The following is a 25,151-nucleotide window of genomic DNA, read 5'->3' as shown; positions in this document are numbered from 1 at the left end:
TGAATACAAATATATTTAAAATAGCCAAATTGATAGATTGGCTATTTTAAATAAATCAATAAATTATTTTTCTCCTGCTCCTTGTTTTACAGTGGTTTCTGTTCCTCTAGAACCTTCAGGGTCTTCATCCCAATTAATCACTTCTACTGTTGTAAAATTATTGTTTAACCCAGGGATATCTTTTGGAGAAAAATGAATAGGTACAACGTAAGCGTAAAAAGTTTTAGAAGAGACATATTTATCATCTCTTGCAACATAAATAGTTACCTTACTTTCATTATCTACAAGATACGAAATGTTAAATTGAATATCTTTTGTGTAGTCATTTTCTCCATTGTCATTTTTAGGTATGTGTAAGTCACAAACATAAATAGTACACATAAGTTTGATTTTAGTCTCGTTACCAATTCCATTTGCAATAGCAGATACATTAGTTGGAGCTAAGGGTCTATGAGATGCTATTTCTAATACTTTTTTTGTGTCAGCACTAGTAGAGCTTGAAACATAGGCAAAATGTGTTCCTTTAATTACTTTTGTTTCCATAATAATATATTTTTTAAATGATTAGATAGTAGAAAAGTAGCAAATTAAAAAGAGTTGTTTATGAATTAATCAATAAGAATGAAAATAAATGGAATAAGAGTGGAAATTTGTGGAATAAAGCTAAAACCGAATAGCTAATTTTTTTAGTAAACGCAATACTTCTACATACAACCAAACAAGGGTGATTAAGAGTCCCCAAGTAGCTAACCATTCTCTTTCTTTAGGATATCTTCCTACTTGTCTGTCTATGTAATAAAAATCAAGAAGTAACGAAAAGGAAGCAACAATAGCAGCAAGCACATTAAACCCGATTGCAAACCAAGATGTTCCCCATACATACGGAACATCAATTTCTAAAAACCATAAAATCCAACCAATAAAATAAAACATAAAAATACTGGTAGCAGCAGTAATGATGATAGCTCTAAACTCGCGTGTAACTTTGATGATTTTCCATCGGTATAAAAAAAGCATCACAAAAAAAGTGATGATGGTAACTCCAATCGCTTGAAAAGGTAAATTAGGAAAACGGTTATGTGCCAACGCACTGATTCCTCCTAAAAAAAATCCTTTAGCCAATGCATAAATAGGCAACAAATATTTTGCAGAATTGTGTTTAAAGGATATAAATAGGCTACAAAAAACAGCTACTAACATACCAATAGATGTATACCATTTAATGTTGACTCCGCTAAAAAATAAGTGCCATGTATAGGTTGCTGTAGTAACCACTAAAACCAACATTAATAATGATTTAAAAATGATTCCCCCAATTGACATTTTAACTTTTGAATAACTTGATGATTTATTCCAGAAATAGCGATTAAAAGCAGGGTTTGAGGTTCTTAAACCAAATACACTCATTGATTTTAATTGATTAGATTTGTATTTGTACAAAGTACGATAAAATTTGAAGACAGAAAAAATCATATTAGGTATTGACCCCGGGACTTCTGTAATGGGATTTGGATTGATAAAGGTAGTAGGAAAGAAGATGGAATTCATTCAGATGAATGAATTACTATTGAAAAAATATGATGATCACTACCTAAAATTAAAACTGATTTTTGAACGTACTATTGAATTGATAGATACTTATAATCCAGATGAAATTGCGTTGGAAGCTCCTTTTTTTGGTAAAAATGTACAGTCGATGTTGAAGTTAGGTCGAGCTCAAGGAGTTGCTATGGCAGCAGGTTTGTCGCGTCAAATTCCGGTAACTGAATATGCGCCCAAAAAAATTAAAATGGCAATTACCGGTAAAGGAACTTCAAGTAAAGAACAAGTAGCTTTGATGTTAAAATCATTACTGAATTTAAAACAATTACCTAAAAATTTAGATGCGACCGATGGGTTAGCTGCTGCGGTTTGCCACTATTATAATTCAGGAACTAAAATAGGAGGGAAGAACTACACTGGTTGGGCAGCTTTTGTAAAACAGAATCCAAAGAAAATTAATTAAAGCTATGAATAATTACTGCAGAATGCTATTAATGTTTTTATTTTTATCTATTAAAACTTATGGGCAAATTGATAATAAAGAATGTTCCGATTTTGATATGAAATGGTTGTATAATACCACAACATCTCAAGTTTTTTGGAATTTAAATTCATCAAAAAAGAATAAAAATCTTAAAGCTCTTTTGTTGAAAAAAGATGAAATAAAAAGAATTAATATTAATTCTAGTGGATTAAAAAAAATACCTGAAGTTTTATTTGAATTTAAAAACCTAGAAGAACTTGATATATCTAACAATCGTTTTGAAAATATTGAGAGTTTAGTAGATGATTTAAGTAAGTTTAAAAAGTTAAAAGTACTTAATATTACTTTTTGTGGAATAAAAAGTTTGCCTGATAATTTATACAGGCTTAATAATATAGAAGCTATATCCTTTAAAGGAAATGAACTTGTCGATATAGAAAACATCGGGCTTTTGGATAATTTGAAATTTTTAATATTAAGAAAAAATAAAACACTTGTTAAATTACCTAACTCTATTAGCAAGCTTAGATGTTTGAAAATTTTAGATATTTCAGATACTAATATTGTTGAGCTTAGTGATGAATTATCTAATTGTAAAGAATTAATAAGTATAGTTGCAAATTATTCCAAAATAAGAAAAATAACCAATAAGATTGGAGATTTAATAAGTTTAAGAAATTTAAATCTTGGCGCAAATGAAATTAGAGAGTTACCTTTTACAATAGGACAATTAAAAAAACTTGAAGATTTGAAACTGGGGTCTAATGATATAGAGCGATTACCTAGTTCTATTTCTAATTTAAAACGATTAGATGCTTTAGGGTTGGAATATAATAGGTTTAAGGATTTTCCTAACAGTATTATGAATTTAGAAAATTTAAGACTATTAAAACTTCATAATAATAGTATACTTGAAATACCGACTGAACTTGGCAAACTACCTAAGCTCTCATTATTATATGTTGATCATGAGATAATTTCTCAAGAAAATATTGCGTTATTGAATAACATGAATTCTAAATTAAAAGTTAAGAGACATGATGCAATGAGAAGAGCACCAGAACTTCCGAAAAGAAAAAATTAATTGTGGTAGGAATTTATATCCATATACCGTTTTGTAAACAAGCGTGTCATTATTGCGATTTTCACTTTTCTACTTCCTTAAAAAGAAAAGATGAAATGCTTGAAGCATTAGTTTCTGAGCTAATTATGCGAAAAGAAGAATTTGCTGATGAAATCGTTGAAACTATCTATTTTGGAGGTGGAACTCCTTCAATTTTATCTACAGAAGAAATTCAGTTGTTGCTTAATACAATTTATCAAAATTATAAGGTTGCAGAAAATCCAGAAATAACGCTAGAAGCTAATCCTGATGATCTTTCCGAAGAAAAAATAAATGAGTTGGCTAAATCTCCTGTGAATAGATTAAGTATCGGAATTCAATCGTTTTTTGAAGAAGATTTACAACTAATGAATCGAGCGCATAATGCAGAAGAAGCAAAAAAATGTCTGTCTATGGCGACTCGCCATTTTGATAATATTACGGTTGATTTAATCTACGGAATTCCTGGAATGACCAATGAACGATGGAAAGAAAATATTGTAACTGCATTATCATTCGGAGTGCCACATATTTCTAGTTACGCATTAACAGTTGAGCCTAAAACAGCACTTGAAAAATTTATAGAAAAAGGAAAAGTGTCAGTACCAAAAGATGAAGTAGCGCAAGAGCATTTTACTATTCTAGTTGAAGAATTAGAGAACGTAGGATTTGTGCATTATGAAATATCTAATTTTGGTAAACCTAACTATTTTTCAAAACATAATACTTCGTATTGGCAAGGGAAAAAGTATTTAGGCATTGGTCCGTCAGCACATTCATTTAATGGAGAAGAACGTAGTTGGAATGTTTCTAATAACGCAAAATATATCAAAGCTATTCAGCAGGGAGAATTACCAAATGAAGTTGAAATTTTAACTAAAGAAGATGTGTTTAACGAATACGTTATGACAGGTTTGCGAACCATTTGGGGAGTTTCATTAGTAAAAATTCAGATGGATTTTGGACAAGATTTTGAAAGTTATTTACTGAAACAAGCAGAAAAATTTATTCAACAAGATTTATTGTATATTGAAAACCGAATGCTCAAAACCACCAAAAAAGGAAAGTTTTTAGCAGATGGAATAGCTTCAGATTTGTTTATCTTGAACTTAAAATAAAATGTCATTCCTGCGAAGGCAGGAATCTAATAAGAACAAAATTTAAAAAGATTCCGCAACAAGTGCGGAATGACAAAACAAATGATCGCAACTATAAAACACAACTCAAGAAAATACGAGATAGATTTATCAAAACCTATCGATATTTCTATATCAATTGATATTGACAAACAAAATGTAAATGCTTGGTATATTGATGATCCTAAAATTTTACCACAAGAGTTTGGGTCGCAAAAAATGAAGGTAAGTGAGGGTGCTTCGGTAAATTTTAATAATATTCAATTTAATCCACATTCTCATATTACACATACCGAATGTGCAGGTCATATCACGGAAAAAGTACATTCTGTAAATGAAAATCTAAATCAGTTTTTCTTTTTAGCTGAACTAGTAACGGTTGCTCCTGAACAATTAGAAAATGGCGATTTTGTAATTTCTAAAAAACAAATTCAAAGTTTACTAGGTAATAAAAAGCGAGATGCTGTCGTAATTAGAACGTTGCCAAATTTAGAAGAGAAAAAATCACATAGATACTCAAATACAAATCCGTCTTATTTGTTAGAAGAAGCAGCGGTTTTTTTACGAGAAAAAGGAATAAAACATTTGCTGATTGATTTGCCTTCGGTAGATAAAGAAAAAGATAATGGACAGTTGTTAGCACATAAAGCATTTTGGAATTTGGAAGGTGAATTACGATTAGATGCTACCATTACAGAATTTATTTATGTGCCTAATGAGGTGGAAGACGGAACATACTTTCTCAATTTAATGATTGCTCCGTTTGAAAATGATGCAACCCCAAGTAAGCCTGCTTTGTACAAGATTTTTTAATCGTCAAAAGAATCAGAATCAGGTTCAATATGGATTAAAATATGGCCAATATTCGGAATTTCTTTATGCAGATAATCTTTTAAATTGTGCGAAATTTCATGTCCGTCTTTAACGGAAATGGTACCATCAACAATTACATGTAAATCAACATGGTATCTCATCCCTGATTTTCTGATAAAACATTTTTCGGTATCTAAAACTCCTTCCACGTTTTTAGATTTTTCTCGTATTTCTTCAATAATGTCATCGTATAAATGTTCATCCATTATTTCGCCAAGAGCAGGTCTAAAAATTAAATAACTATTGTAAAGAATAAATCCAGAAGCCAATAAAGCTGCCCAATCATCTGCAGTTTCATAACCTTCACCCATAATAACAGCAATAGAAATTCCAATAAACGCCATGGCAGAAGTAATAGCATCACTTCTATGGTGCCACGCATCAGCTTTAAGTGAAGTGCTGTGGGTTTCTTTACTTTTTCTAATGACAATTTGGTAAGAAATTTCTTTCCATAAAATTATTCCGCCTAATACAAGTAATGTCCAAGATTTTGGAGTTTTATGCGGAGTAAGAATGTTTTCAATACTTTCATACGCAATAATAGTGGCTGAGGTTACTAAAAAAGCGACTACAATAAAGGTGATAAGTGGTTCAATTTTTCCATGTCCATAAGGGTGATTTTCATCCGCAGGTCTTTTAGCATATTTTAATCCGAGAAGCACTAAAAATGAAGAAAAAATATCGGTAGTAGATTCAATAGCATCTGCAATTAATGCATATGAATTACCAAAAAAACCTGCAAAGCCTTTAATCATCGCTAAAAGTACATTACCAATAATACTAAAATAAGTGGTTTTTATGGCTTTTTGTTCGTTGTTCAAAGTTGTATGCTTTACAAATAAAAATTAAAATTACTATATAAATTTCAGATTAAATAATTAAGACAGCTTTATGTTTGAATACGCATTTTTTAACCCTATAAGAAAGAAACTAAATTTGTAACTTCGTAAATTATGGAATTACTATTTATTGGGTTGGCGTTGGGTGCGATAGCATCGTATTTTATTTTTCAAAAATTTTCATCGGTACAAAAGAAACATTTAACAGAAAAACAATCGTTTATTTTGTTAGATAAAATTAAGAAAGTATCAAAGTTAATTACTGTTGAAGGAGAGTTTGCAGAGATTTATCATCATGAAAATAGGCAAGATAAATTTTTAGGGCTGGTATCTAGCAAAAAAAAGGCGATTATCATTATCAATGCCAAAACGCATATTGGATTTGATTTTAGAAAGATAAAAATGCAGGCGGATAACAAGCGTAAAACAATTATTCTGTCTGAATTTCCGCAACCAGAAGTCTTGTCAATTGAACCTAATATCCGTTTTTATGATATTCAAAATGGATTGTTGAATAAGTTTAATTCTGAAGATTTAACTAAAGTAAATCAGGAAGCAAAAGAACATATTTTGCAAAAAATACCTGAAAGTAATTTAATGCAAACAGCCAATCAAGAAGCGTTAGAAGCTATTATGTTAATGCAAAACTTGGTAGAAACCATTGGTTGGAAACTAGATTATTCGGCTTTAGAGCTACCACCAGATGAGCGAAATCTAATAGAATAAAGTTTAAGAAATGAAGCTATTTAATATTTTTAAACTTTCAATCGTTTCAGTAATTTCTTGGTTATTGTTTTTTTGGATCGAGAATTCGAGAGTTATTCAGGAGTTTTCGGATAAGTTAGATAGAGTTAATTCAACTAATGGTTTTGGAGTTTTAGTATTTTTATATTTAGGAAAATACTTTTTACTCCTTACAGGTGTAGTTACAGTTGTTTTTATTATCAGAATAATTTTTAATAAGAAAATCAAAGAATAATGCACATAGAACAACTTCGAGAATATTGCATACATAAAAAAGGTGTGACTGAACATTTCCCTTTTGATGAGGTTACTTTAGTTTTTAAGGTGATGGGTAAAATGTTTGCGTTAGTTGGATTAGATAGTTGGGAAAAAGGGGAAACAAAAATTAACTTAAAGTGTAATCCAGAGCGGGCAATTGAATTACGAGGTGAATATGAAAGTGTAAACCCTGGGTTTCATATGAATAAAAAACACTGGAATACAGTTTCCTTAAATAATGATGTTTCTGATGTTTTTGCGTTTGAATTAATAGATCATTCCTACGATTTAGTGGTAAAAGGATTAACAAAGAAGTTGCGCGAAGAATTAAAATCGATGTAATTCATGCAAAAATCTGAACTACGTAAGTTATACAAGCAAAAAAGAAAAGAGCTAACTAAAGAGGAAATTGAAAAGTTTCAGCAAAGCATCTATAAACAGGTTTTTGATCTCGATTTTTCTTCCATAGAAAACATTCATATATTTCTTTCAATTAAAAGATTAATAGAGATTGATACCTATCCTATTATTGAGTTTTTGCGAAAGCTGAATAAAAAAATCATTGTAAGCAAAAGTGATTTTTCTACAAATACATTGCAACATTTTTTATTAGATGTAAACACACAAATAAAAATCAATAGCTGGGGAATACCCGAACCAGTAAATGCTATAGAGGTTGATGTAAAAGAAATTGATATGGTGTTTGTTCCGTTGTTAATTTCTGATGATCAAAATTACAGAGTTGGCTACGGAAAAGGTTTTTACGATAGGTTTTTGAATGAATGTAGAAAAGATGTAAAAACTATTGGGCTTAGTTTTTTTGAACCAATAAAATTAATAGAAGATATAAATGAGTTTGATGTTTCGTTAGAAAGAGTCATCTTTCCAAAATAAAAATCCCGCCAATAGCGGGATTTTCTTTATATAATTTAATATGAATTATCCGTTCATAGAAATTAAAAATTCTTCATTGTTACGAGTGAATTTAATTTTTTCGTTGATGAATTCCATAGCTTCAATCGGGTTCATATCTGCTAAATACTTACGTAATACCCACATGCGTTGCACCGTTTTATCATCTAATAATAAATCGTCTCTACGTGTGCTCGATTTAATTAAATCAATAGCAGGATAAATTCTACGATTCGCAATGTTACGTTCTAATTGAAGTTCCATGTTACCAGTTCCTTTGAATTCTTCAAAGATAACCTCGTCCATTTTTGAACCAGTTTCAGTTAATGCTGTAGCAATAATGGTTAAAGAACCTCCATTTTCAATATTACGAGCCGCTCCAAAGAAACGTTTTGGTTTATGTAAAGCGTTAGCATCTATACCTCCGGATAAAATCTTACCAGATGCAGGCGCAACAGTGTTATAAGCACGTGCTAAACGAGTAATAGAATCTAATAAAATTACTACGTCATGACCACATTCAACTAAACGTTTTGCTTTTTCTAATACGATATTAGCTACACGTACATGTTTGTCTGCAGGTTCGTCAAAAGTAGAAGCTACCACTTCACCACGAACGCTACGTTGCATATCGGTAACCTCTTCAGGTCTTTCGTCAATTAATAATACAATTTGATATACCTCTGGATGATTTGCAGCAATAGCATTAGCCACATCCTTTAATAACATGGTTTTACCCGTTTTAGGTTGTGCTACAATCATACCACGCTGTCCTTTTCCGATAGGAGAGAACAAATCAATAATTCTTGTTGAAAGTGAGCTTCCTTTTTCTGCTAAATTGAATTTTTCTTCAGCAAATAACGGAGTTAAATGCTCAAAAGAAACACGATCACGAACAATATTTGGATTTAATCCGTTGATTTTTGACACTCTAATTAAAGGGAAATATTTTTCACCTTCTTTTGGCGGACGAACATTTCCACGTACAGTATCACCGGTTTTTAATCCGAATAACTTTATTTGCGATTGCGATACATAAATATCATCTGGAGATGATAAGTAGTTATAATCAGAGGAACGTAAAAAACCGTAACCATCTGGCATCATCTCTAAAACACCTTCACTTTCTATAATTCCATCAAACTCAAAATCAGGATCACGGTATTTATTACCGCTTTTATGATGCTGTTTTTGATTTTGGTTTTTTTGATGTTTACCGTTGTTTTTATGACTCTGTTGAGTTTTTGGATGTCTACTATTTTGAGGCTGCTTATTTTCTACAGCTTTTTTTGGCGCACTATCTGATTTTTCAGCACTACTTGATTCTGTATTTTTTTTACTAGTTGTTGAGATTTTAGCCTCTTTTGATTCAGTTTTGGTAGACGTATTGTCAATACGTCTTCTTTTAGGTTTCTCAACACTTTCTTTAGATACCTTGCTAGTAGATTCTGCTTGCGCATCTAATATTTTGTATACTAAATCTAATTTTTTAAGTTGACTCACTTTAGTCAATCCTATTACTTTGGCAATTTCTTGTAGTTCTGCCAGTTTTTTAGCTTTTAAATCCGAGATTTCGAACATTAGAATGATAAATTAATTTAGAAAATCCTTTATGGGGAAAAAATTTAATGATTGTTAAGTTTAATTTGAATACCTTATAGTATGAGTTATACTATAATTCTGTGAGGTTTAACTGTAGCAAATATATATAAATAATTTAATATGTAAAGTTTCTTTTTAAAAAAAGAAATATTACATTTGCTACCCGAATTAAAAAAATGATACAAAGAATACAATCTATATACTTTTTGTTAGCTGGAATTATTTCTGGAGGAGTATCATTATTGGTAAGTTTATGGACAAATTCAAAAGGAAGTGTTTTTATAACCGATTTGTTTTTTGGTTCATCCATAACTGAAAAGTTAATACCAATTTTATTTTTTTGTTCAGCTTTATTATCGGTTGTCACTATTTTTTTATTTAAAAATAGAAAGCTACAATTTGTAATGGGGCGTATTAATATTTTGATAAATCTTCTTTTATTAGGAGTATTGATTTATCTGTCACAAACATTATCTGGAGAAGCATTAGTTTCTGAGAAAGGTATTGGGATGTTTATTCCTTCTATTATTATTTTGCTGTTATTTTTAGCAAATAAAGCCATTAAAAAGGATGAAGATCTTGTAAAATCTGTCGATAGATTACGATAACCCTAACATCTTAGTATATTTAGTGCGAATAAAACCGAGACATAGTCTCGGTTTTTTGTTATATCATAATTGTTTATTTTTGAGTACATTATCAAAATAAAATAAGGGGTGTCCCTTAAACTCATCTAAGGGTTTACCCTTAGACGCTCAGGGTAAACCCTTAGATGAAATTGAGGGTGTTTGTAATTTGGTAGTAAAAGTTTAACCACATAGTTTTGTAAACGTAACGATGAAGGAAAAAATCAAAGTTCACATCGCTGATGACCATAAGATATTAATAGAAGGGGTTATAGCGTTATTAAACACGGAAGAAAGTATTGAAGTAGAGGGCTTTTCATTAACAGGTAGAGAGGTTGTAGATTGGTCTAGAAATAATTCAGTAGATATTTTAATATTAGATATTAATATGCCTGAATTAGATGGAATAGGAGTTTTGAAAATATTTCAAAAAAGAAATACAGTTCAAAAAACTATAATATTATCTGGGTTAAGTGATCCTAAGTTAGTACAAGAAATGATTGCTTTAGGTGCTAATGGATTTATTGAGAAGAGTTCAGCAAGTGATCATATAATAAAAGCTATTAAAGCTGTTTACAAAGGAGAACAGTATTATAGTGATGATATTAAAAGTAGTTTGTTCGATTTGTATGTAAATGAATCAAAAACAGATGAGTCTATTAAAAGTACGGTTGAAGAACCATTAACTGATAGAGAAATTGAAATTTTAAAATTAATAACACAAGAATTAAGTACTTCTGAAATAGCTGATAAGCTAGATTTAAAAATTAAAACGGTTGAATCGCACAGAAGAAGTTTATATAAAAAATTAAAAGTAAAGAATGTGGTAGGTTTGGCAATGTATGCTGTTAAAAATAATATAGTTTAGAGTCTCCCTTCAATCATTATTTTATAGAAGTTCCCCGAATAAAATAAGCCCTTAAAACTATATATGCATATGTTGCCAAACATTTTTTAATACAGAATAATCCTCTAAATTTAATAAATAATGAAAAAAATAGTAACTTACATACTGTTTGTTAGCGTTGCATTGGTTTCTTGTACATCTGAAGAGCAAATTAATGAGCAAGATAAAACGCTTTTAAAAAAATATGAAATTAAAAAAGATGCTCAGGGTAAGTATTCTATTGATTACAAGGTAGAAGAAAGCTCAACAGTAGAAGTCATTAAAAACTATGAAAATAATTTTAATGAAATTCATTTGCATGACGGGAAAGTTGCTATGAAACAAGACTACTCTCAAGGGCTAAATATTGAAAATGATCAATTAAAAATTGGTTTTTTTGAAAATGGTTCAAATAAAAGAACTATTATTATAGAGGATGAGAATATTGTTTTAGCAAAGAAATCTGAATTTGAGGGTAAAAGGAGCTCTCCTTATTTGGAAAGCTACAGTATTACTGATTTAGGTAATAATGAATATGAATTGAATTTTGTAACTACTAATGGTGTGAGTGTTGTTTTTAATTACAATGAAAATACTCATATATATGAGATTCATTTAAAACCTCTGGGAACTAACATAAATTCAAATACATATTCAAAGAGTTATGTAAAATCAGAAGATATTTTACAAATTGACTTTATTAATTATGTAAATTCTTCATCAACTAAAAATAGTGAGACATATCTGGAAAACGATAAGGTTCCTAGAGTCATAATAAGAGATTAAAAAAGTATTAGAATTGTTATTATTCAGAATTATAATAAAAAAAATAGTCCCCCTTATATTTGTATTTTTATTTTCACAGACAAGAGCTGAGTCGAATGACTTAGCTTTTTCTTATTTAAATTATGATATTAATAAGGATTCACTTGGAGTACATTATAAAAGGTATAAGATTGCTAAAAAACTATATGACACTCAGGAATATACGAAAGCTTTAAAAGTCTTATTTGATATTAAGTATGAAGATGAAAATGACTACATTTTTAAGGCTGAGACTAATTTTTTAATATCTGAAATTTTATTTAAAACTAAGAATTATGAAGAGTGTATAAAATATTCTTTAAGATCCTTAAAGAATCTAAATAAAAATACAATTAATGAAGGAGATGCTAATTTAAATATGGTGTTAAAAAGTAGGGTGTTTCTTAAATTATCTGCTTCATATATTAAAGAAAAGAAAACAGACAGTGCATTGTTTTTTTTAGATAAAATAACAGTTTTAAATTCCTTGAATAGCGAGTTTGTTAAGATTAAAGGGGATGCTTATGGAAATATAGCTGCTATTTATATTAGAGATAATGTAAACTTGGATTTAGCTGAAGATTATTTGAACAAATCAATAGAGATTCACTCAAAATACCAAAATAAGATGGCCCTAGCGGCTAGTTACTCAAATTTAGCTACTATATATATTAGGGAGAAAGATTTCTCAAAAGCAAAAACTTACTATATCAAAGCTCTAAATTTACTAGAAGAAGAAACTGATAAAGAAGCAATAGAATATAAAGAATTATTATATGATAATTTAGCATGGTCATTATATAACTTAAAAGATTATACGGCATATGAGTATGTTACAAAATCGTATTATATTAGAGATAGTTTAAATGAGGATAAATTAAAAGCAGAAATAAAAAAAATTGAACTTAGACATAATATAGACATTGTAAAAAAAGCTGAAGAAAATAAGCGGTTAACATTAGAAAGAAATAATTGGATTATAGGCATAGTAGGTGTTCTGGTTTCTTTATTGTTCTTATACTTAGCTAACTTATACAAACTTCGTCAAAAAGACTTGAGTTTAAAACTCTCAAAAAATGAATTAGAGCAGCAAAGAAAATTAGATAAATTAAAGTCTGAAGCACAGTCAAAAATAATTAATGCAGCTATTGATGGTAAGGAATCTGAAAGAAAACAAATAGCAGAGATTTTACACGATAATGTAAGTGCATTGTTGTCTTCTGCAAATATGCATTTACAAGCTACTCAAAAACAATATGGAGAGGACGTTCCGATTGAAATTCAAAAATCGCAACAAATTATTTTAGAAGCTTCACAAAAAATTAGAGATCTTTCTCATACCTTGGTTTCATCAGTTTTATTAAAATTTGGATTGGAATACGCTATTAAAGATGCTGCAAAAAAATTCTCTAATTCACATCTTAAAATTTACACTGCAATATCCAATGTCAATAGATATACACAAGATTATGAGATCAAAATATTTAATATTGTTCAGGAGCTAATTAATAATATTATAAAGCATAGCAAGGCTCAAAAAGCTTACATAGCTATGGAAGAAGAAGACGGCCTCTTAATAATTATGGTAAAAGATGATGGAGAAGGTTTTGATATTAAAAAGAGTAAAGATGGTATTGGGTTGAATCAAATTAAGGCTAGGATTGATATGTTAAGTGGTACTTTTGAAGTAGAATCCGATAAAAATAGTGGGACTAAAATTATTATTAAAGTTCCTGTAATTAGAAAAAAAATTACTAAAAGCGCTTAGTTAATTCAATCACTTCCATGTTTTTAATATTTCCTTCATCAAGCTCAAATCGTATCATAGTTCTTACTTTATGAAAACCGTGTTTACCAGCAGCACCAGGATTTATATGTAATAAATTTAGCTTTTCGTCAAACTGAACTTTTAAAATATGTGAATGCCCACAAATAAAAAGTCTTGGTGGATGTTTTTTCAATTCTTCTTTAACTCTATGATTATATTTCCCAGGATAACCACCAATATGAGTTATCCAGACCGAAACATTTTCAACTTCAAATTTATTGTCCAAAGGAAATTCTGCACGAGCATCTTTATCATCAATATTTCCATATACAGCCCGTAAAGGTTTTAATTTTTTTATCGTGTCTGTTACATTCAAATCGCCAATATCACCTGCATGCCATACTTCATCAGCTTGATTTACAAATTTTAATATTTGATCATCAATATAGCTGTGGGTGTCTGATAAAAGTAAAATTTTCTTCACAGAGCCAAAGTACAAATAACCAAATAAAATCCGTAGCTTAGCTATTTAAAAAACAACAATTTTTTTGAGGTATTTCTTAAAACTTTCATACAAAGGAAAGAGTTATTTTGGGTGGCAAATTCAACCAGATGTAATTACAGTTCAAGAGCAAATAAATAAAGCAATAAGTACTATTTTACGTCAGGAAATAAATATTGTTGGAGCAGGTAGAACAGATACTGGTGTACACGCATCTGAAATGTATGCTCATTTTGATGTTAATAAAGAATTGAATGAAAATTTCACCTATAAACTCAATGCCATTTTACCTGATGATATAGTGGTTTACAGCACTATTTTGGTTGATGATAAAGCTCATGCACGGTTTGATGCAACAAGCAGAAGTTATGAGTATAAAATATGGTTAGGTAGAAATCCGTTTTTATTAGACACAACATGGCAACTCAATTATAAAAACATCAATATTGATTTAATGAATAAAGCTGCCAAAATTTTATATGATTATGAAGATTTTGAATGCTTCTCAAAAGTAAAAACAGATGTTCATACGTTTAATTGTAGCATAACAAACGCAGAATGGAAACAAAATGGAGCTGAATTAACTTTTTATATTTCAGCAAATAGGTTTTTAAGAAATATGGTTAGGGCAATTGTTGGCACCCTTTTAGAGGTAGGGTTAGGGAAACTTTCTTTAGAAGACTTTAAAAAAGTAATAGAAAGCAAAAATAGAAGTAAGGCAGGAGTTTCAGTTCCGGCCAAAGGATTATTTTTAACAAGAGTAAAATACGATTATATAAATTTTGAGTAAAAACAATACAGGAAACGCATTTGACATGAAAATTTTTGCAAGACTTATGAGTTTTGCAAAAAAATATCGTGTACAATTTTGGGTAGCAACACTTTCAACAATATTATTGTCCATATTTTCAGCGGCAAGTCCAGTAATATTACACAAAGCAGTTGATGATTTTACAGTAAATAAAGATTTAGACAGGCTGTTATTTTTCACTATTTTAATGTCAGGAGTATTGCTAATTCAAGTCATACTACAATTTACTTTTATTTATTACGCAAACTGGGTTGGTCAGCATATTATTCGTGATATGCGAGCTAAAATTTTCCGAAATATTATGCAGTTTAAAATGAGTTATTTTGACACTAACTCGGTGGGAAGATTAGTTACACGTGTAGTTTCTGACATCGAAACCATTGCTAATTTCTTTTCACAAGGCGTTTTTATGATTGTTAGTGATGTTTTAAAAATGCTGGTTGTAGTGGTAGTAATGTTTGTAATTAACTGGAAGTTGGCACTTATTGCTTTAGCCGTTTTACCTATACTAATTTATGCGACTAAAATTTTTCAAATAGCCATTAAAGCAACCTTTCAAGATGTAAGAAATCAGGTAGCAAATTTAAATGGGTTTGTACAAGAGCGTGTCACAGGAATGAAAATAGTACAATTATTCAATAGAGAAAAGATTGAGTATAAAAACTTTATGGCAATTAATGATAAACATAAAAAAGCACATATAAAAACAGTTTGGTATTACTCAATTTTCTTTCCAATAGCAGAAATATTATCATCTATAGCAATTGGTTTAATTGTTTGGTTTGGAGGTTTGCAAGTTATTTCAAGTTATAGTGAATCAAGTACTTTAGTTAATGGAATTGCGCAAGCAGTAAAGAATGATGGAGTAACCGTTGGTGCAATTTTAGGGTTCATTCAAATGTCTCAAATGTTATTTAGGCCACTTCGCCAAATTGCAGATAAATTTAATCAACTTCAAATGGGTATTGTTGCTGGAGAACGTGTTTTTAAAGTTATAGATACCAACAGTTTTATAAACAAGACAGGAACAATATTAGCAGATGATATTCAAGGAAAGATTAGCTTTAAAAACGTTCATTTTAGTTATGTTAAAGAAGAAGAAGTTTTAAAAGGAGTATCTTTTGATGTTAAAAAAGGAGAAACAGTTGCAATTGTAGGATCTACAGGAGCGGGAAAATCTACCATTATTAATTTAATTAGTCGTTTTTATGAAATTGATAGTGGAAATATTTCTATTGATGATATTTCGGTTGAAAACTATGAAATAAACTCGTTAAGAGAAAAAATAGCAGTCGTATTACAGGATGTATTTTTATTTTCTGATAGTATTTTAAATAACATCACTTTAAAAGATGAATCTATTACGTTAGAAGATGTTCAAAGAGCAGCTAAACAAATAGGAATTCATGATTTTATTATGAGTTTACCAAATAATTATCATTACAATGTAAAAGAAAGAGGAATTATGCTTTCCTCAGGTCAGCGCCAATTAATTGCTTTTTTAAGAGCTTATGTTAGCAAACCAAGTATTTTAATTTTAGATGAAGCAACATCTTCGGTAGATACGCATTCTGAGCAAATGATTCAATATGCAACAGATGAAATTACTAAAGACAGAACTTCTATAATTATTGCACATAGATTAGCAACTATTAAAAAGGCAGATACCATTATTGTAATGGATAAAGGTAAGATAGTAGAGAAAGGTAGTCATCAAGAATTACTACAAAAAGAGAGCGGTTACTACAAGAATTTATATGATAAACAATTTAGTGCAGAAGCTGTATAAATATGTAATATTTATTTGATTAGTAGAATCAAAATGTTACATTTGTTATACAATCTTAAACTAAAAAAATCATTAACAATGAAAAAAGTAATTTTATCTGTATTAGTTGCTGGTTCTTTATTAGCAACTTCATGTAAGAAGGCTAAAGAAGCTGGTGACGATGTAAAAAATGCAACTGAAGCTGTAGCTAATGATGCTGCTGAAGCAACAGAAGATGCTGTAGAAGCAACTAAAGAAGCTGCTGAAGACGTAGCTGAATCTGTAGAGTCTGCGATTGAAGGAGTAACTATTCCAGAATTTGAAGATCCTAAAGTAGCTGAACACTTAAAAGCGTATGCTGAGTATGCAAAAGATTACATTGAAGTTAAAGGAGATGTAGTTAAAAACTCTGAGTTAGCAAAAAGAAGTGCTGAATTAGTTGAAGAAGGAAAAGAAATTGTAGCTAATTTAGACGATGAAGCTAAAAAGAAATACAATGAAGTAATGACAGCTATCCAATCTAAAATGGCTCCGGCTAAATAATTTTAGATAATTCATTCAATACATAAAAAAGGTTCTCATTTGAGAGCCTTTTTTGTTATTCAGATACATCTTTTTTAAGTTTTTCGATAAGTTGCTCAATACCTTTATACAGTACAAATTCACCATCTTTAATATAAGAGATTTCTCCTGTTTCTTCAGAAACCAATAAGCAAACAGCATCAGTTCTTTCGGTTACACCAATTGCAGCTCTATGGCGTAAACCAAAACGCCCAGGAATTTTAGTGTTGTTTGAAACGGGTAGAATAACACGGGTAGCAATAATATAATTATCTCTAATAATAGTAGCGCCATCGTGTAACGGACTATTCTTATAAAAAATACTTTCTAAAATAGCTTCATTTATTAAAGCATTCATTTTATCACCCGTATTCACCAAAAAATCTAGCTTGTTTGTTCGTTCTATTACAATTAAAGCTCCCGTTTTTGTTTTTGAAAAAGATTGTAGTGTTTTAATAATAGTATCAACATCTATATCTGCATTAATTTCAGATTGCAAAAATTTAAGTTGAGTTAAAAAACCATTTTTGCTTTTGAAGTTAGTGGTTCCAATCATTAGTAAAAACTTTCTAATTTCTTGTTGAAAAACTATGATTAAAGCTATTACCCCACCAGAAAGTAAGTATCCTAAAATACCACTTAACATTTCCATTTGGAGAGTTTGAGTAACTTTCCAAATTAAGAAAATTAAAGCAATACCAATAACAATATTAATGGCTACTGTACCTTTTAAAAGTTTATAAATGTAGTATAGCAAAATAGCTACAAGAATAATATCAAGGATATCTAAAAAAGAAAAATTAATAAAATCTAAATTCATTATTCTTGGTGCATTTTGGGTAAAAGTAAGGAATTTTTACTGGATGTGTTTTACAATTTTAATAGCTTCCATAGCTTCTTTAACATCATGAACACGTAAAATATTTGCCCCATTCAATAACGCAATAGTATTGGCAACAGTTGTAGCATTTAAAGCTTTTTGAGCAGATATATTAAGGGGTTTGTATAACATTGATTTTCTAGAAATTCCAGCAAGCATAGGAACGTCTAAACTGTTAAAAAAAGAAAGCTTTTTAAGCAGTTCGTAATTATGTTCAAGGCTTTTGCCAAAGCCAAAACCAACATCTATAATAATATCATTTACTTTTAGTTGATGTAATTTAAAAATTTGCTCTGAAAAAAAAGAAATAAGCTCTTTGGTAATGTTTTCATAGTGCGGATTTTTCTGCATGTTTTGAGGAGTTCCTTGCATATGCATAATAATATATGGAACTTGTAATTCCGCAACTGTTGCAAACATATTTTCATCCATTTTTCCTCCAGAAATATCGTTGATAATTGCCGCACCTGCTTCAATTGTTTTTTCAGCTATTTTGCTTCTAAAAGTATCAACAGATATAATAATTTCAGGATAATTTTTAACCAATAATTCAATTACAGGAACAATTCGTTGTAATTCTTCTTTTTCAGAAATATGAGTAGCTCCTGGACGAGATGAATAAGCACCAACGTCAATAAACGTAGCACCATCAGTCAGCATTTTTTCAACTTGAGCAAGAATATCTTTTTCATTTTTATATTTTCCACCGTCAAAAAAGGAATCAGGGGTAATATTTAAAATACCCATAACCTTTGGTGTTGAAAGATTAATTAAAGTACCTCGACAATTAATAGTCATTATTTTTTTAGGCTTTTTAGTAAATTTTTAAGCAAAAATAAATGATAAACTTTTTGTTTTGCTATTTTTACGTGATTTATTCAGAAGAAATACAATGCAAAACACATCAAAACAGTACGATGCAGTTATTGAAGAATGCCGAAGTTTATTTGTAAAAAAAATGACCGATTATGGAAGCGCATGGCGTATTTTACGTTTACCATCATTAACCGATCAAATTTTTATCAAGGCACAACGCATCCGTCAGTTACAAGAAAATGAAGTTAGAAAAGTTAATGAAGGAGAAAAATCTGAATTTATCGGAATTATAAACTATTCTGTAATGGCTTTGATTCAGTTAGAATTAGGAGTTGTAGAACAGCCTGATTTAAACACAGAAGAAGCCACAGAAAAATTTAATAAACACGTAAAAATTACAAAAGAGTTAATGGAGAATAAAAATCATGATTACGGTGAAGCGTGGCGTGATATGAGAGTTTCTTCCTTAACCGATTTAATTTTACAAAAATTATTACGTGTAAAACAAATAGAAGATAACAAAGGAAAAACATTAGTATCTGAAGGAATTGATGCCAATTACCAAGATATGATCAATTACGCGGTATTTGCTATGGTTCATCTTTCAGAAGAAAAAAAATAAATCTTTAATCCCCATAATTATGTTAAAATTATTTACACACATTTCAAGAGTACTTGTAGGAGTATTATTTGTTTATTCGGGCTTTGTTAAACTAGTAGACCCAATGGGAACTCAGTTTAAAATGCAAGAATATTTTAGTGAAGGAGTTTTAAACTTAGAATTTTTAATACCAATAGCATTACCCATTTCTATTCTTTTAGTAGTGGCAGAATTGGTATTAGGTATTATGTTATTAGTAGGATACAAACCAAAAATAACCGTTTGGAGTTTGTTTGCTTTAACCTTGGTTTTCTTGTTTTTAACATGGTATTCATATACTTATAATAAAGTAACAGATTGCGGTTGTTTTGGAGACGCTATAAAAATTTCACCAAAACAGACCTTTTATAAAAATATCATATTTATTGGTTTAATTGCAGTATTAATAGCAGGTTTAAAATACATTAAACCAATTGTTTCTGAAAAAGTAGCTTCTATAACAACTCTTGTCTCTATACTAATTTCATTTAGTATTGTGTATTATGTATTACACCACTTACCAATTATTGATTTTAGAGCGTATGCTATTGGAAATAATATTGAAGAAGGGATGAAATATCAAGGAGATGGAGAAGTGCCTCCAATTCATGATTTCATGATAGAAACAGATGAAGGAGATAAACTAGAAGAAATGCTTGCTAAAGATAAAGCAATGCTTGTAGTAATGTATAATTTCGACAAAACAGAAAAAGAAGGAATTCCAGCAGTAGCAAAAGCAGCTGCAGAAGCGAAAGCCAATGGATATGAAGTGTATGTATTAACTGCATCCTATATTGAAGATTTAGAAGCTACTCAAAAAGAGTATGGCATGCCTTATACTTTTGCTTTTTGTGATGAAACAGCTTTAAAAACAGCCATTCGAGCAAATCCTGGTGTTATTACCGTTGAAAAAGGGACTATTTCTGGGAAATGGAATTGGAGAGATGTTGAAGATATAAAATACTAAATGTCAATAGTTTTTGTATCTTTATAAAAGAACCAAAAACACTTACGTATGAAATTTTTAAGATACCTGTTACTATTCTTTTTAGGGTTTGTAGTGGTAGGTTTGCTATATATATCCATGCAACCGGGTAGCTATCAAGTTTCAAGATCCAAAGTTGTAAAATATCCTATTACGGATGTTTACAATGCGGTAAACGACATCAAAACCTGGGAAAAATGGGGTCCTTGGCATGATGAAGATAGTACTATAGTGGTCACTTATGGAGATACAACTGTGGGTGTTGGTGCTAGTGATAGCTGGACAAGTAAAGAAGGCCCAGGAAGCATGAAAACTATTGCAGTAGAACCTAACAAATCAATCCGACAAGAAATCCGATTTGGAAATAGCGACCCGAGTGATATTTTATGGGATTTTGAAGAAGTACCGGAAGGAACTAAAATAACATGGACAATGAAAGATGAGAAAGCACCTTTTATGTTCAAAATGTTTTCTAGTATGTCTGGCGGATGGGATAAAATGTTAGGGCCTATGCTTGAAAAAGGTCTTTTGAACTTAGATAATGCCATAAAAGAGATGCCTAAAAAATTTCGAATTACTGAAGGAAAGATAGTACTTACAGAAGATAAAATGTTTTTAGGAGTTCCATATAAAATGAAAATAGACCAAGAAGCTATGATGCAGGCTTTTCAAACTTCTATGCCAAAAGTAGGAGAGTATGCAATGCAGGCAGGTTTAAAATATGACGATTTTACTCCGGGTGCTTTATATCATAAATGGGATGAAAAAACAGGTGAAACGGAATTTCATATTGGTGTATTATTAGATAAAGAAATTAATCCCGCAGAAGGGATGGAAGTTATTAAGATACCGGGTTCTAAAACGGTGGTAATTTCAAAATATGGTAATTATGGTGATGGAGATTACGAAGCGCACACCAAAATAGATGAATATTTAAAAGCTAATAATTTAACTTCAAATTGGCCAATTTATGAGTTGTATGTAAATGATCCAACAAAAGTAAAACCAGCAGATATTCAAACAGATATTTATTATCCGATCAAATAAAATTAATTTTATAAAACTATAAAACCTCACAATTTTGTGAGGTTTTCTTATTTTCGGCAAATGAAACAGCTTTTTTTAGTTTTTGTAGGAGGAGGAGCGGGTAGTATTTTGCGTTTTTTAGTAAGTAAAATGCTAAACAGTTCACAAAGTGGTATTCCTTATGGTACTTTTTTAGCCAATATTTTAGGTAGTTTATTTATTGGTGTTATCTTAGGATTGGCAGCTAAAAATGAAGCGTTGACCCAAAATCACACACTTTTATTAGCTACAGGATTTTGTGGTGGTTTTACTACATTTTCAACCTTTGCTTATGAAAATCATGTATTTTTAAAAGCAGGAGATTTTACTTCTTTTGCTTTCTATACTATTGCAAGTTTTGTGGTAGGTTTTTTAGCTGTGTTTGCAGGAATTTTTTTAGTAAAATATATATAAATGAACAATTTAGTACACTATACATCTCAAGACAATTACGCCATTATTAAAATAGAAAATGGTAAAGTAAATGCTATTTCTCATGAAGTAATTGATGAAATTAACGAGTGCTTAACCAAAGCAGAGCAGGAAGAAAAAGTAGTCATTTTAACAGGAAAAGACGGAATTTTATCTGGAGGATACGACTTAAAAGTAATGACCCAATCACCTGAATCAGCAAAAGAATTAGTAAGTAAAGGTTCTACATTAGCACGCAGAATGCTGTCGTTTCCAATGCCTATAATTGTAGCTTGTAATGGTCATGCAGTAGCAAAAGGAGCATTTTTATTATTATCTGCAGATTATAGATTAGGTACAGAAGGTGATTTTAAAATTGGATTGAATGAAGTAATGATTGGTATGACCATGCACCATGCAGGAATTGAACTCGCAAAAAACAAATTGGTTCCGGTATATTTTGAAAGAAGCGTCAATAATTCAGAAATGTATAGTCCTAAAGATGCAGTAACTGCCGGATTTTTAGATAAAATTGTTCCAGAAGAACATTTATTACCTACAGCGACTAAAATTGCACAAATGTTTGGGCAGTTAAATAAAAAAGCCCATGCACAAACCAAATTAAAAGTAAGAAAAGCAGTTTTAGAAAATTTGCAAAAAGCAATTGAATTAGATCTTAAAGAAGAAATATTGTTCAGCGCAAAATAAAGAAATCATAAAAATTAACCCTTAAAATTAATAACTCCTTTTTTTAAGGAGTTATTTTTTTTAATTCGATAAAAATGAGGTAATCATCTCATTTTCTTTTGATTATAATAGAGCTTCTTTTATTTTTGAGAGCATCTAATCAATCTCATTTATGAAAAAAATAGAAGCTATTATCCGCAGATCTACGTTTGAAGATGTTAGAGATGCGTTGCATGAAATTGAAGTAAATTTCCTGACCTATTGGGATGTTACCGGAGTGGGTAACGAAAAGAAAGGTCATGTATACCGAGGGGTAAGCTATAGTACTTCAGAAATTCCTCGAAGAATGTTATCTATTGTTGTTTCCGATCATTTTGTAGAAAAAACACTTAAGGTGTTATTAGAAACTGCATATACCGGTGAGGTGGGCGATGGAAAAATATTTGTACTGCCAGTAGAAGAAGCCTACAGAATACGAACTAAAGAAAAAGGAACAGATTCACTTCAATAAAAAAAACTATGGAAAATACACTATTTACAGTCAATAATTTATGGATGATGTTGTGCATAGCACTGGTTTTTATTATGCACTTAGGCTTTTCTTTATTGGAAATTGGCTTAACCAGAGCTAAAAATACCGTTAATATTCTATTTAAAAACGTAATTATCATCATCATTGGGTTACTAACCTATGCGTTATTAGGGTTTAATTTAATGTATCCCGGAGCGGAATTTGCAGGAGGTATTTTTGGTTTTTCAGGTTTTGGGTTGGAGCTTCCCGCAAACGGATTAACAGCCTCTTATTATAACGGGCAATATACTTATTGGACAGAATTTTTATTCCAAGCAATGTTTGCTGCAACGGCCGCAACTATTGTATCAGGAGCAGTGGCAGAAAGAGTGCAAATAGGAAGTTTTATGATCTTTTCTACACTTTATGTGGGGCTTGTATATCCTATTGTAGGCATGTGGAAATGGGGCGGAGGCTTCTTAGAAAAATTAGGCTTTTATGATTTTGCAGGATCAACCATAGTGCATTCTGTTGGTGGATGGGCAGCAGTAGTAGCTGTTTGGTTGTTAGGAGCAAGAATTGGCAAATTTAGAAAAGGAAAAATTAGTGTTATTCCCGGTCATAATATGCCACTAGCCACAGCAGGAGTATTTTTGTTATGGTTTGGATGGTTTGGATTTAACGGAGGTTCAGTATTATCTGCAGATCCAGGAGCCACTTCTTTAGTATTAGTAACTACATGTTTAGCAGCGGCAGCAGGTGGTTTTGGCGCTTTTTTGGTATCATTTATCAAGTATAAAGAAAATGACTTATCTATGTTGCTAAACGGAGTTTTAGGCGGTTTGGTTGGTATTACTGCAGGAGCGGATAAAATGGGTGTTATTGATGCTATTGTTATTGGTTTTATAGCTGGAGTTTTAATTGTATTGGCTGTAGCAGCAATCGATCGTTTAAAATTAGATGATCCGGTAGGTGCTATTTCTGTACACTTGGTATGTGGTATTTGGGGAACGTTAGCTGTGGGTATTTTTGGTGATTTAGCAGGTTGGGAACAACTATTACATCAATTTTATGGAGTATTGGCAGTGGCAGCTTTTTGTGTGCTAACTTCCGGAATTATTCTTTTTACATTGAAAAAAACAATTGGATTACGCGTAAGCGAGAAAGAAGAATTAGAAGGTTTGGATATTCATGAACATGGAATTTCTGCGTATTCAGACTTTAGAATGAATGAACATTAACTACTACTTTTAATAAAATCGTCATTATAAGGAGAAAACAACGAAGTGATCTTTTTTTAGGATTACTTCGTTATACTCAAATGACGATTTATTTTTTATCATAAGCCATAACGCCAGCGTTTACTTCAATATCTAAATAATTATTTCTGGGTGTAATAGGGCAAGAATATCGGTTACTATACGCACAATACGGATTGTAAGCTTTGTTAAAATCAATAGTAATGGTTCCGTCTTTGTTTTCATCCGAAGTAAAAACTTCAACAAATCTACCTCCAGAATACGAAGTTTTACCGTTAGTTTTATCTAAAAAAGGTAAAAATAAATAATCTTTATACTCTGGTTTAGGTTTTTCATCTTGATAAATATCTAGTTGAAAATCTTGTCCGTTAATGGTAAAATTTACAATTCCGTATTTTTTATAGGTTGCTATTCTATCGGTAGTTGTTGGAAATTTAAAAAGAGGAGCATCCGGTGTTTTTGTAAGTTTAGCTTGTACTTTAAAAGTATCATTGATTGGGAAAAAATCTAATCCTTTAAAGTTTTTTAACCCTTTTTTGGTAAGGGGCGATTTACTTGCATCTTTAAAATCGGCATTTAATTTACGTTGAAATTCAGATTTTCCTAAAGGCGCTCTTTTGTTTTGAGAATTGCAGGATACTAAAACTGAAAAAATCAGTAATGTTAAAAGTTGTTTCAT

At 30.5% G+C, this 25,151-nt stretch carries 30 protein-coding genes; 22 read left to right on the top strand and 8 right to left on the bottom strand.

Annotated elements, in window-relative coordinates; genetic code table 11:
- Positions 1 to 63: 63 nt before the first annotated feature.
- Together SLH33_RS05715 and SLH33_RS05710 are read right to left on the bottom strand one after the other, a co-directional pair.
- A complete protein-coding gene (locus SLH33_RS05715; protein WP_320418108.1) occupies positions 64 to 543 on the bottom strand; it encodes a hypothetical protein in 480 nt (159 codons plus the stop codon).
- A 120-nt stretch (positions 544 to 663) separates the two neighbouring features.
- Positions 664 to 1,407 carry a Bax inhibitor-1/YccA family protein gene (locus tag SLH33_RS05710; protein WP_320418107.1) on the bottom strand — a complete coding sequence of 248 codons (744 nt, stop codon included), beginning with the start codon at positions 1,405 to 1,407 and terminating at the stop codon, positions 664 to 666.
- A 46-nt stretch (positions 1,408 to 1,453) separates the two neighbouring features.
- Here SLH33_RS05710 and ruvC point away from each other — a divergent pair, with 46 nt between their 5' ends.
- The 4 genes from ruvC to SLH33_RS05690 all read left to right on the top strand — a co-directional run bounded on the left by ruvC (position 1,454) and on the right by SLH33_RS05690 (position 5,077).
- On the top strand, positions 1,454 to 2,005 hold the full coding sequence (ruvC, locus tag SLH33_RS05705) for a crossover junction endodeoxyribonuclease RuvC (protein ID WP_320418106.1): 552 nt from the start codon (positions 1,454 to 1,456) through the stop codon (positions 2,003 to 2,005).
- Between the two features lie 31 nt (positions 2,006 to 2,036).
- Entirely contained in the window at positions 2,037 to 3,110 is a 1,074-nt protein-coding gene (locus tag SLH33_RS05700; protein WP_320418105.1) for a leucine-rich repeat domain-containing protein, read from the top strand.
- A gap of 2 nt (positions 3,111 to 3,112) precedes the next feature.
- Positions 3,113 to 4,246 (top strand): radical SAM family heme chaperone HemW, encoded by a 1,134-nt coding sequence (hemW, locus tag SLH33_RS05695; protein WP_320418104.1) that lies wholly within the window; start codon positions 3,113 to 3,115, stop codon positions 4,244 to 4,246.
- A gap of 81 nt (positions 4,247 to 4,327) precedes the next feature.
- Positions 4,328 to 5,077 (top strand): cyclase family protein, encoded by a 750-nt coding sequence (locus SLH33_RS05690; protein ID WP_320418154.1) that lies wholly within the window; start codon positions 4,328 to 4,330, stop codon positions 5,075 to 5,077.
- Here the strand turns inward: SLH33_RS05690 and SLH33_RS05685 are convergent.
- Entirely contained in the window at positions 5,074 to 5,958 is an 885-nt protein-coding gene (locus tag SLH33_RS05685) for a cation diffusion facilitator family transporter (protein ID WP_320418103.1), read from the bottom strand. The two genes, SLH33_RS05690 and SLH33_RS05685, sit on opposite strands and share 4 nt — an antisense overlap.
- A 132-nt stretch (positions 5,959 to 6,090) precedes the next feature.
- Between SLH33_RS05685 and SLH33_RS05680 the strand changes: the two genes are divergently transcribed.
- Genes SLH33_RS05680 through SLH33_RS05665 form a run of 4 tightly spaced genes read left to right on the top strand, consistent with a single transcriptional unit; the run spans position 6,091 to position 7,872 of the window.
- A complete protein-coding gene (locus SLH33_RS05680; protein WP_320418102.1) occupies positions 6,091 to 6,702 on the top strand; it encodes a DUF4230 domain-containing protein in 612 nt (203 codons plus the stop codon).
- A gap of 10 nt (positions 6,703 to 6,712) precedes the next feature.
- Positions 6,713 to 6,955, top strand: coding sequence for a hypothetical protein (locus SLH33_RS05675; protein WP_320418101.1), 243 nt, complete (start codon positions 6,713 to 6,715; stop codon positions 6,953 to 6,955).
- Complete coding sequence (locus SLH33_RS05670) at positions 6,955 to 7,320, top strand: MmcQ/YjbR family DNA-binding protein (RefSeq protein WP_320418100.1); 366 nt, start codon at positions 6,955 to 6,957, stop codon at positions 7,318 to 7,320. The genes SLH33_RS05675 and SLH33_RS05670 overlap by 1 nt, the downstream gene beginning before the upstream one ends.
- Before the next feature lie 3 nt (positions 7,321 to 7,323).
- The gene (locus SLH33_RS05665; protein WP_320418099.1) at positions 7,324 to 7,872 is read left to right on the top strand and encodes a 5-formyltetrahydrofolate cyclo-ligase; all 549 of its coding nucleotides are present in this window, start codon (positions 7,324 to 7,326) and stop codon (positions 7,870 to 7,872) included.
- A gap of 45 nt (positions 7,873 to 7,917) precedes the next feature.
- On the opposite strand, the gene rho is transcribed toward SLH33_RS05665, so the two are convergent.
- A complete protein-coding gene (rho, locus tag SLH33_RS05660; protein ID WP_320418098.1) occupies positions 7,918 to 9,471 on the bottom strand; it encodes a transcription termination factor Rho in 1,554 nt (517 codons plus the stop codon).
- Positions 9,472 to 9,668: 197 nt separating this feature from the next.
- On the opposite strand from rho, the gene SLH33_RS05655 reads away from it, so the two are divergent.
- The 4 genes from SLH33_RS05655 to SLH33_RS05640 all read left to right on the top strand — a co-directional run bounded on the left by SLH33_RS05655 (position 9,669) and on the right by SLH33_RS05640 (position 13,576).
- On the top strand, positions 9,669 to 10,100 hold the full coding sequence (locus tag SLH33_RS05655) for a DUF4293 domain-containing protein (protein ID WP_320418097.1): 432 nt from the start codon (positions 9,669 to 9,671) through the stop codon (positions 10,098 to 10,100).
- Between the two features lie 229 nt (positions 10,101 to 10,329).
- The gene (locus SLH33_RS05650) at positions 10,330 to 10,986 is read left to right on the top strand and encodes a response regulator transcription factor (protein WP_320418096.1); all 657 of its coding nucleotides are present in this window, start codon (positions 10,330 to 10,332) and stop codon (positions 10,984 to 10,986) included.
- A 120-nt stretch (positions 10,987 to 11,106) separates the two neighbouring features.
- Entirely contained in the window at positions 11,107 to 11,790 is a 684-nt protein-coding gene (locus tag SLH33_RS05645; protein WP_320418095.1) for a hypothetical protein, read from the top strand.
- A gap of 13 nt (positions 11,791 to 11,803) precedes the next feature.
- Positions 11,804 to 13,576, top strand: coding sequence for a sensor histidine kinase (locus SLH33_RS05640; protein WP_320418094.1), 1,773 nt, complete (start codon positions 11,804 to 11,806; stop codon positions 13,574 to 13,576).
- Here the strand turns inward: SLH33_RS05640 and SLH33_RS05635 are convergent.
- Entirely contained in the window at positions 13,563 to 14,060 is a 498-nt protein-coding gene (locus tag SLH33_RS05635; protein ID WP_320418093.1) for a metallophosphoesterase family protein, read from the bottom strand. The two genes, SLH33_RS05640 and SLH33_RS05635, sit on opposite strands and share 14 nt — an antisense overlap.
- 64 nt (positions 14,061 to 14,124) lie before the next feature.
- Here SLH33_RS05635 and truA point away from each other — a divergent pair, with 64 nt between their 5' ends.
- The 3 genes from truA (at position 14,125) to SLH33_RS05620 (ending at position 17,200) form a co-directional block, all read left to right on the top strand.
- Complete coding sequence (truA, locus tag SLH33_RS05630; RefSeq protein WP_320418092.1) at positions 14,125 to 14,868, top strand: tRNA pseudouridine(38-40) synthase TruA; 744 nt, start codon at positions 14,125 to 14,127, stop codon at positions 14,866 to 14,868.
- A gap of 25 nt (positions 14,869 to 14,893) precedes the next feature.
- Positions 14,894 to 16,678 carry an ABC transporter ATP-binding protein gene (locus SLH33_RS05625; RefSeq protein ID WP_320418091.1) on the top strand — a complete coding sequence of 595 codons (1,785 nt, stop codon included), beginning with the start codon at positions 14,894 to 14,896 and terminating at the stop codon, positions 16,676 to 16,678.
- A 78-nt stretch (positions 16,679 to 16,756) separates the two neighbouring features.
- On the top strand, positions 16,757 to 17,200 hold the full coding sequence (locus SLH33_RS05620) for a hypothetical protein (protein ID WP_320418090.1): 444 nt from the start codon (positions 16,757 to 16,759) through the stop codon (positions 17,198 to 17,200).
- Between the two features lie 55 nt (positions 17,201 to 17,255).
- Here the strand turns inward: SLH33_RS05620 and cdaA are convergent, their stop codons facing one another.
- Together cdaA and folP are read right to left on the bottom strand one after the other, a co-directional pair.
- On the bottom strand, positions 17,256 to 18,038 hold the full coding sequence (gene cdaA, locus SLH33_RS05615; RefSeq protein ID WP_320418089.1) for a diadenylate cyclase CdaA: 783 nt from the start codon (positions 18,036 to 18,038) through the stop codon (positions 17,256 to 17,258).
- 36 nt (positions 18,039 to 18,074) lie between these two features.
- The gene (gene folP / locus SLH33_RS05610; protein ID WP_320418088.1) at positions 18,075 to 18,896 is read right to left on the bottom strand and encodes a dihydropteroate synthase; all 822 of its coding nucleotides are present in this window, start codon (positions 18,894 to 18,896) and stop codon (positions 18,075 to 18,077) included.
- 94 nt (positions 18,897 to 18,990) lie between these two features.
- Here folP and SLH33_RS05605 point away from each other — a divergent pair, with 94 nt between their 5' ends.
- The 7 genes from SLH33_RS05605 (at position 18,991) to SLH33_RS05575 (ending at position 24,454) form a co-directional block, all read left to right on the top strand.
- A complete protein-coding gene (locus SLH33_RS05605; RefSeq protein WP_320418087.1) occupies positions 18,991 to 19,536 on the top strand; it encodes a DUF1599 domain-containing protein in 546 nt (181 codons plus the stop codon).
- Between the two features lie 19 nt (positions 19,537 to 19,555).
- A complete protein-coding gene (locus SLH33_RS05600; protein ID WP_320418086.1) occupies positions 19,556 to 20,521 on the top strand; it encodes a DoxX family protein in 966 nt (321 codons plus the stop codon).
- A gap of 48 nt (positions 20,522 to 20,569) precedes the next feature.
- Entirely contained in the window at positions 20,570 to 21,586 is a 1,017-nt protein-coding gene (locus SLH33_RS05595) for an SRPBCC family protein (protein WP_320418085.1), read from the top strand.
- Positions 21,587 to 21,646: 60 nt separating this feature from the next.
- A complete protein-coding gene (gene crcB / locus SLH33_RS05590; RefSeq protein ID WP_320418084.1) occupies positions 21,647 to 22,018 on the top strand; it encodes a fluoride efflux transporter CrcB in 372 nt (123 codons plus the stop codon).
- On the top strand, positions 22,019 to 22,723 hold the full coding sequence (locus SLH33_RS05585) for a crotonase/enoyl-CoA hydratase family protein (protein ID WP_320418083.1): 705 nt from the start codon (positions 22,019 to 22,021) through the stop codon (positions 22,721 to 22,723).
- A gap of 151 nt (positions 22,724 to 22,874) precedes the next feature.
- Complete coding sequence (locus SLH33_RS05580) at positions 22,875 to 23,213, top strand: P-II family nitrogen regulator (RefSeq protein ID WP_320418082.1); 339 nt, start codon at positions 22,875 to 22,877, stop codon at positions 23,211 to 23,213.
- 8 nt (positions 23,214 to 23,221) lie between these two features.
- Positions 23,222 to 24,454 carry an ammonium transporter gene (locus SLH33_RS05575; protein ID WP_320418081.1) on the top strand — a complete coding sequence of 411 codons (1,233 nt, stop codon included), beginning with the start codon at positions 23,222 to 23,224 and terminating at the stop codon, positions 24,452 to 24,454.
- Between the two features lie 88 nt (positions 24,455 to 24,542).
- Here the strand turns inward: SLH33_RS05575 and SLH33_RS05570 are convergent, their stop codons facing one another.
- Positions 24,543 to 25,151 (bottom strand): DUF1684 domain-containing protein, encoded by a 609-nt coding sequence (locus SLH33_RS05570; RefSeq protein WP_320418080.1) that lies wholly within the window; start codon positions 25,149 to 25,151, stop codon positions 24,543 to 24,545.

It is taken from the genome of Tenacibaculum sp. IB213877 (genome assembly GCF_034043975.1).
GTDB lineage: Bacteria > Bacteroidota > Bacteroidia > Flavobacteriales > Flavobacteriaceae > Polaribacter.
Note: the sequence above shows the minus strand (reverse complement) of the source record. Positions and strands in the feature narration are given on the sequence as shown.

What these genes read in the sequence shown, in the direction of transcription:
- SLH33_RS05715 (WP_320418108.1), bottom strand. Translation starts at nt 543, where the DNA reads ATGGAAACAAAAGTAATTAAAGGAACACATTTTGCCTATGTTTCAAGC.
- SLH33_RS05710 (WP_320418107.1), bottom strand. Translation starts at nt 1,407, where the DNA reads ATGAGTGTATTTGGTTTAAGAACCTCAAACCCTGCTTTTAATCGCTAT.
- SLH33_RS05700 (WP_320418105.1), top strand. Translation starts at nt 2,037, where the DNA reads ATGTTTTTATTTTTATCTATTAAAACTTATGGGCAAATTGATAATAAA.
- SLH33_RS05690 (WP_320418154.1), top strand. Translation starts at nt 4,328, where the DNA reads ATGATCGCAACTATAAAACACAACTCAAGAAAATACGAGATAGATTTA.
- SLH33_RS05680 (WP_320418102.1), top strand. Translation starts at nt 6,091, where the DNA reads ATGGAATTACTATTTATTGGGTTGGCGTTGGGTGCGATAGCATCGTAT.
- SLH33_RS05675 (WP_320418101.1), top strand. Translation starts at nt 6,713, where the DNA reads ATGAAGCTATTTAATATTTTTAAACTTTCAATCGTTTCAGTAATTTCT.
- SLH33_RS05670 (WP_320418100.1), top strand. Translation starts at nt 6,955, where the DNA reads ATGCACATAGAACAACTTCGAGAATATTGCATACATAAAAAAGGTGTG.
- SLH33_RS05665 (WP_320418099.1), top strand. Translation starts at nt 7,324, where the DNA reads ATGCAAAAATCTGAACTACGTAAGTTATACAAGCAAAAAAGAAAAGAG.
- rho (WP_320418098.1), bottom strand. Translation starts at nt 9,471, where the DNA reads ATGTTCGAAATCTCGGATTTAAAAGCTAAAAAACTGGCAGAACTACAA.
- SLH33_RS05655 (WP_320418097.1), top strand. Translation starts at nt 9,669, where the DNA reads ATGATACAAAGAATACAATCTATATACTTTTTGTTAGCTGGAATTATT.
- SLH33_RS05650 (WP_320418096.1), top strand. Translation starts at nt 10,330, where the DNA reads ATGAAGGAAAAAATCAAAGTTCACATCGCTGATGACCATAAGATATTA.
- SLH33_RS05645 (WP_320418095.1), top strand. Translation starts at nt 11,107, where the DNA reads ATGAAAAAAATAGTAACTTACATACTGTTTGTTAGCGTTGCATTGGTT.
- SLH33_RS05625 (WP_320418091.1), top strand. Translation starts at nt 14,894, where the DNA reads ATGAAAATTTTTGCAAGACTTATGAGTTTTGCAAAAAAATATCGTGTA.
- SLH33_RS05620 (WP_320418090.1), top strand. Translation starts at nt 16,757, where the DNA reads ATGAAAAAAGTAATTTTATCTGTATTAGTTGCTGGTTCTTTATTAGCA.
- cdaA (WP_320418089.1), bottom strand. Translation starts at nt 18,038, where the DNA reads ATGAATTTAGATTTTATTAATTTTTCTTTTTTAGATATCCTTGATATT.
- folP (WP_320418088.1), bottom strand. Translation starts at nt 18,896, where the DNA reads ATGACTATTAATTGTCGAGGTACTTTAATTAATCTTTCAACACCAAAG.
- SLH33_RS05605 (WP_320418087.1), top strand. Translation starts at nt 18,991, where the DNA reads ATGCAAAACACATCAAAACAGTACGATGCAGTTATTGAAGAATGCCGA.
- SLH33_RS05600 (WP_320418086.1), top strand. Translation starts at nt 19,556, where the DNA reads ATGTTAAAATTATTTACACACATTTCAAGAGTACTTGTAGGAGTATTA.
- SLH33_RS05595 (WP_320418085.1), top strand. Translation starts at nt 20,570, where the DNA reads ATGAAATTTTTAAGATACCTGTTACTATTCTTTTTAGGGTTTGTAGTG.
- crcB (WP_320418084.1), top strand. Translation starts at nt 21,647, where the DNA reads ATGAAACAGCTTTTTTTAGTTTTTGTAGGAGGAGGAGCGGGTAGTATT.
- SLH33_RS05585 (WP_320418083.1), top strand. Translation starts at nt 22,019, where the DNA reads ATGAACAATTTAGTACACTATACATCTCAAGACAATTACGCCATTATT.
- SLH33_RS05580 (WP_320418082.1), top strand. Translation starts at nt 22,875, where the DNA reads ATGAAAAAAATAGAAGCTATTATCCGCAGATCTACGTTTGAAGATGTT.
- SLH33_RS05575 (WP_320418081.1), top strand. Translation starts at nt 23,222, where the DNA reads ATGGAAAATACACTATTTACAGTCAATAATTTATGGATGATGTTGTGC.
- SLH33_RS05570 (WP_320418080.1), bottom strand. Translation starts at nt 25,151, where the DNA reads ATGAAACAACTTTTAACATTACTGATTTTTTCAGTTTTAGTATCCTGC.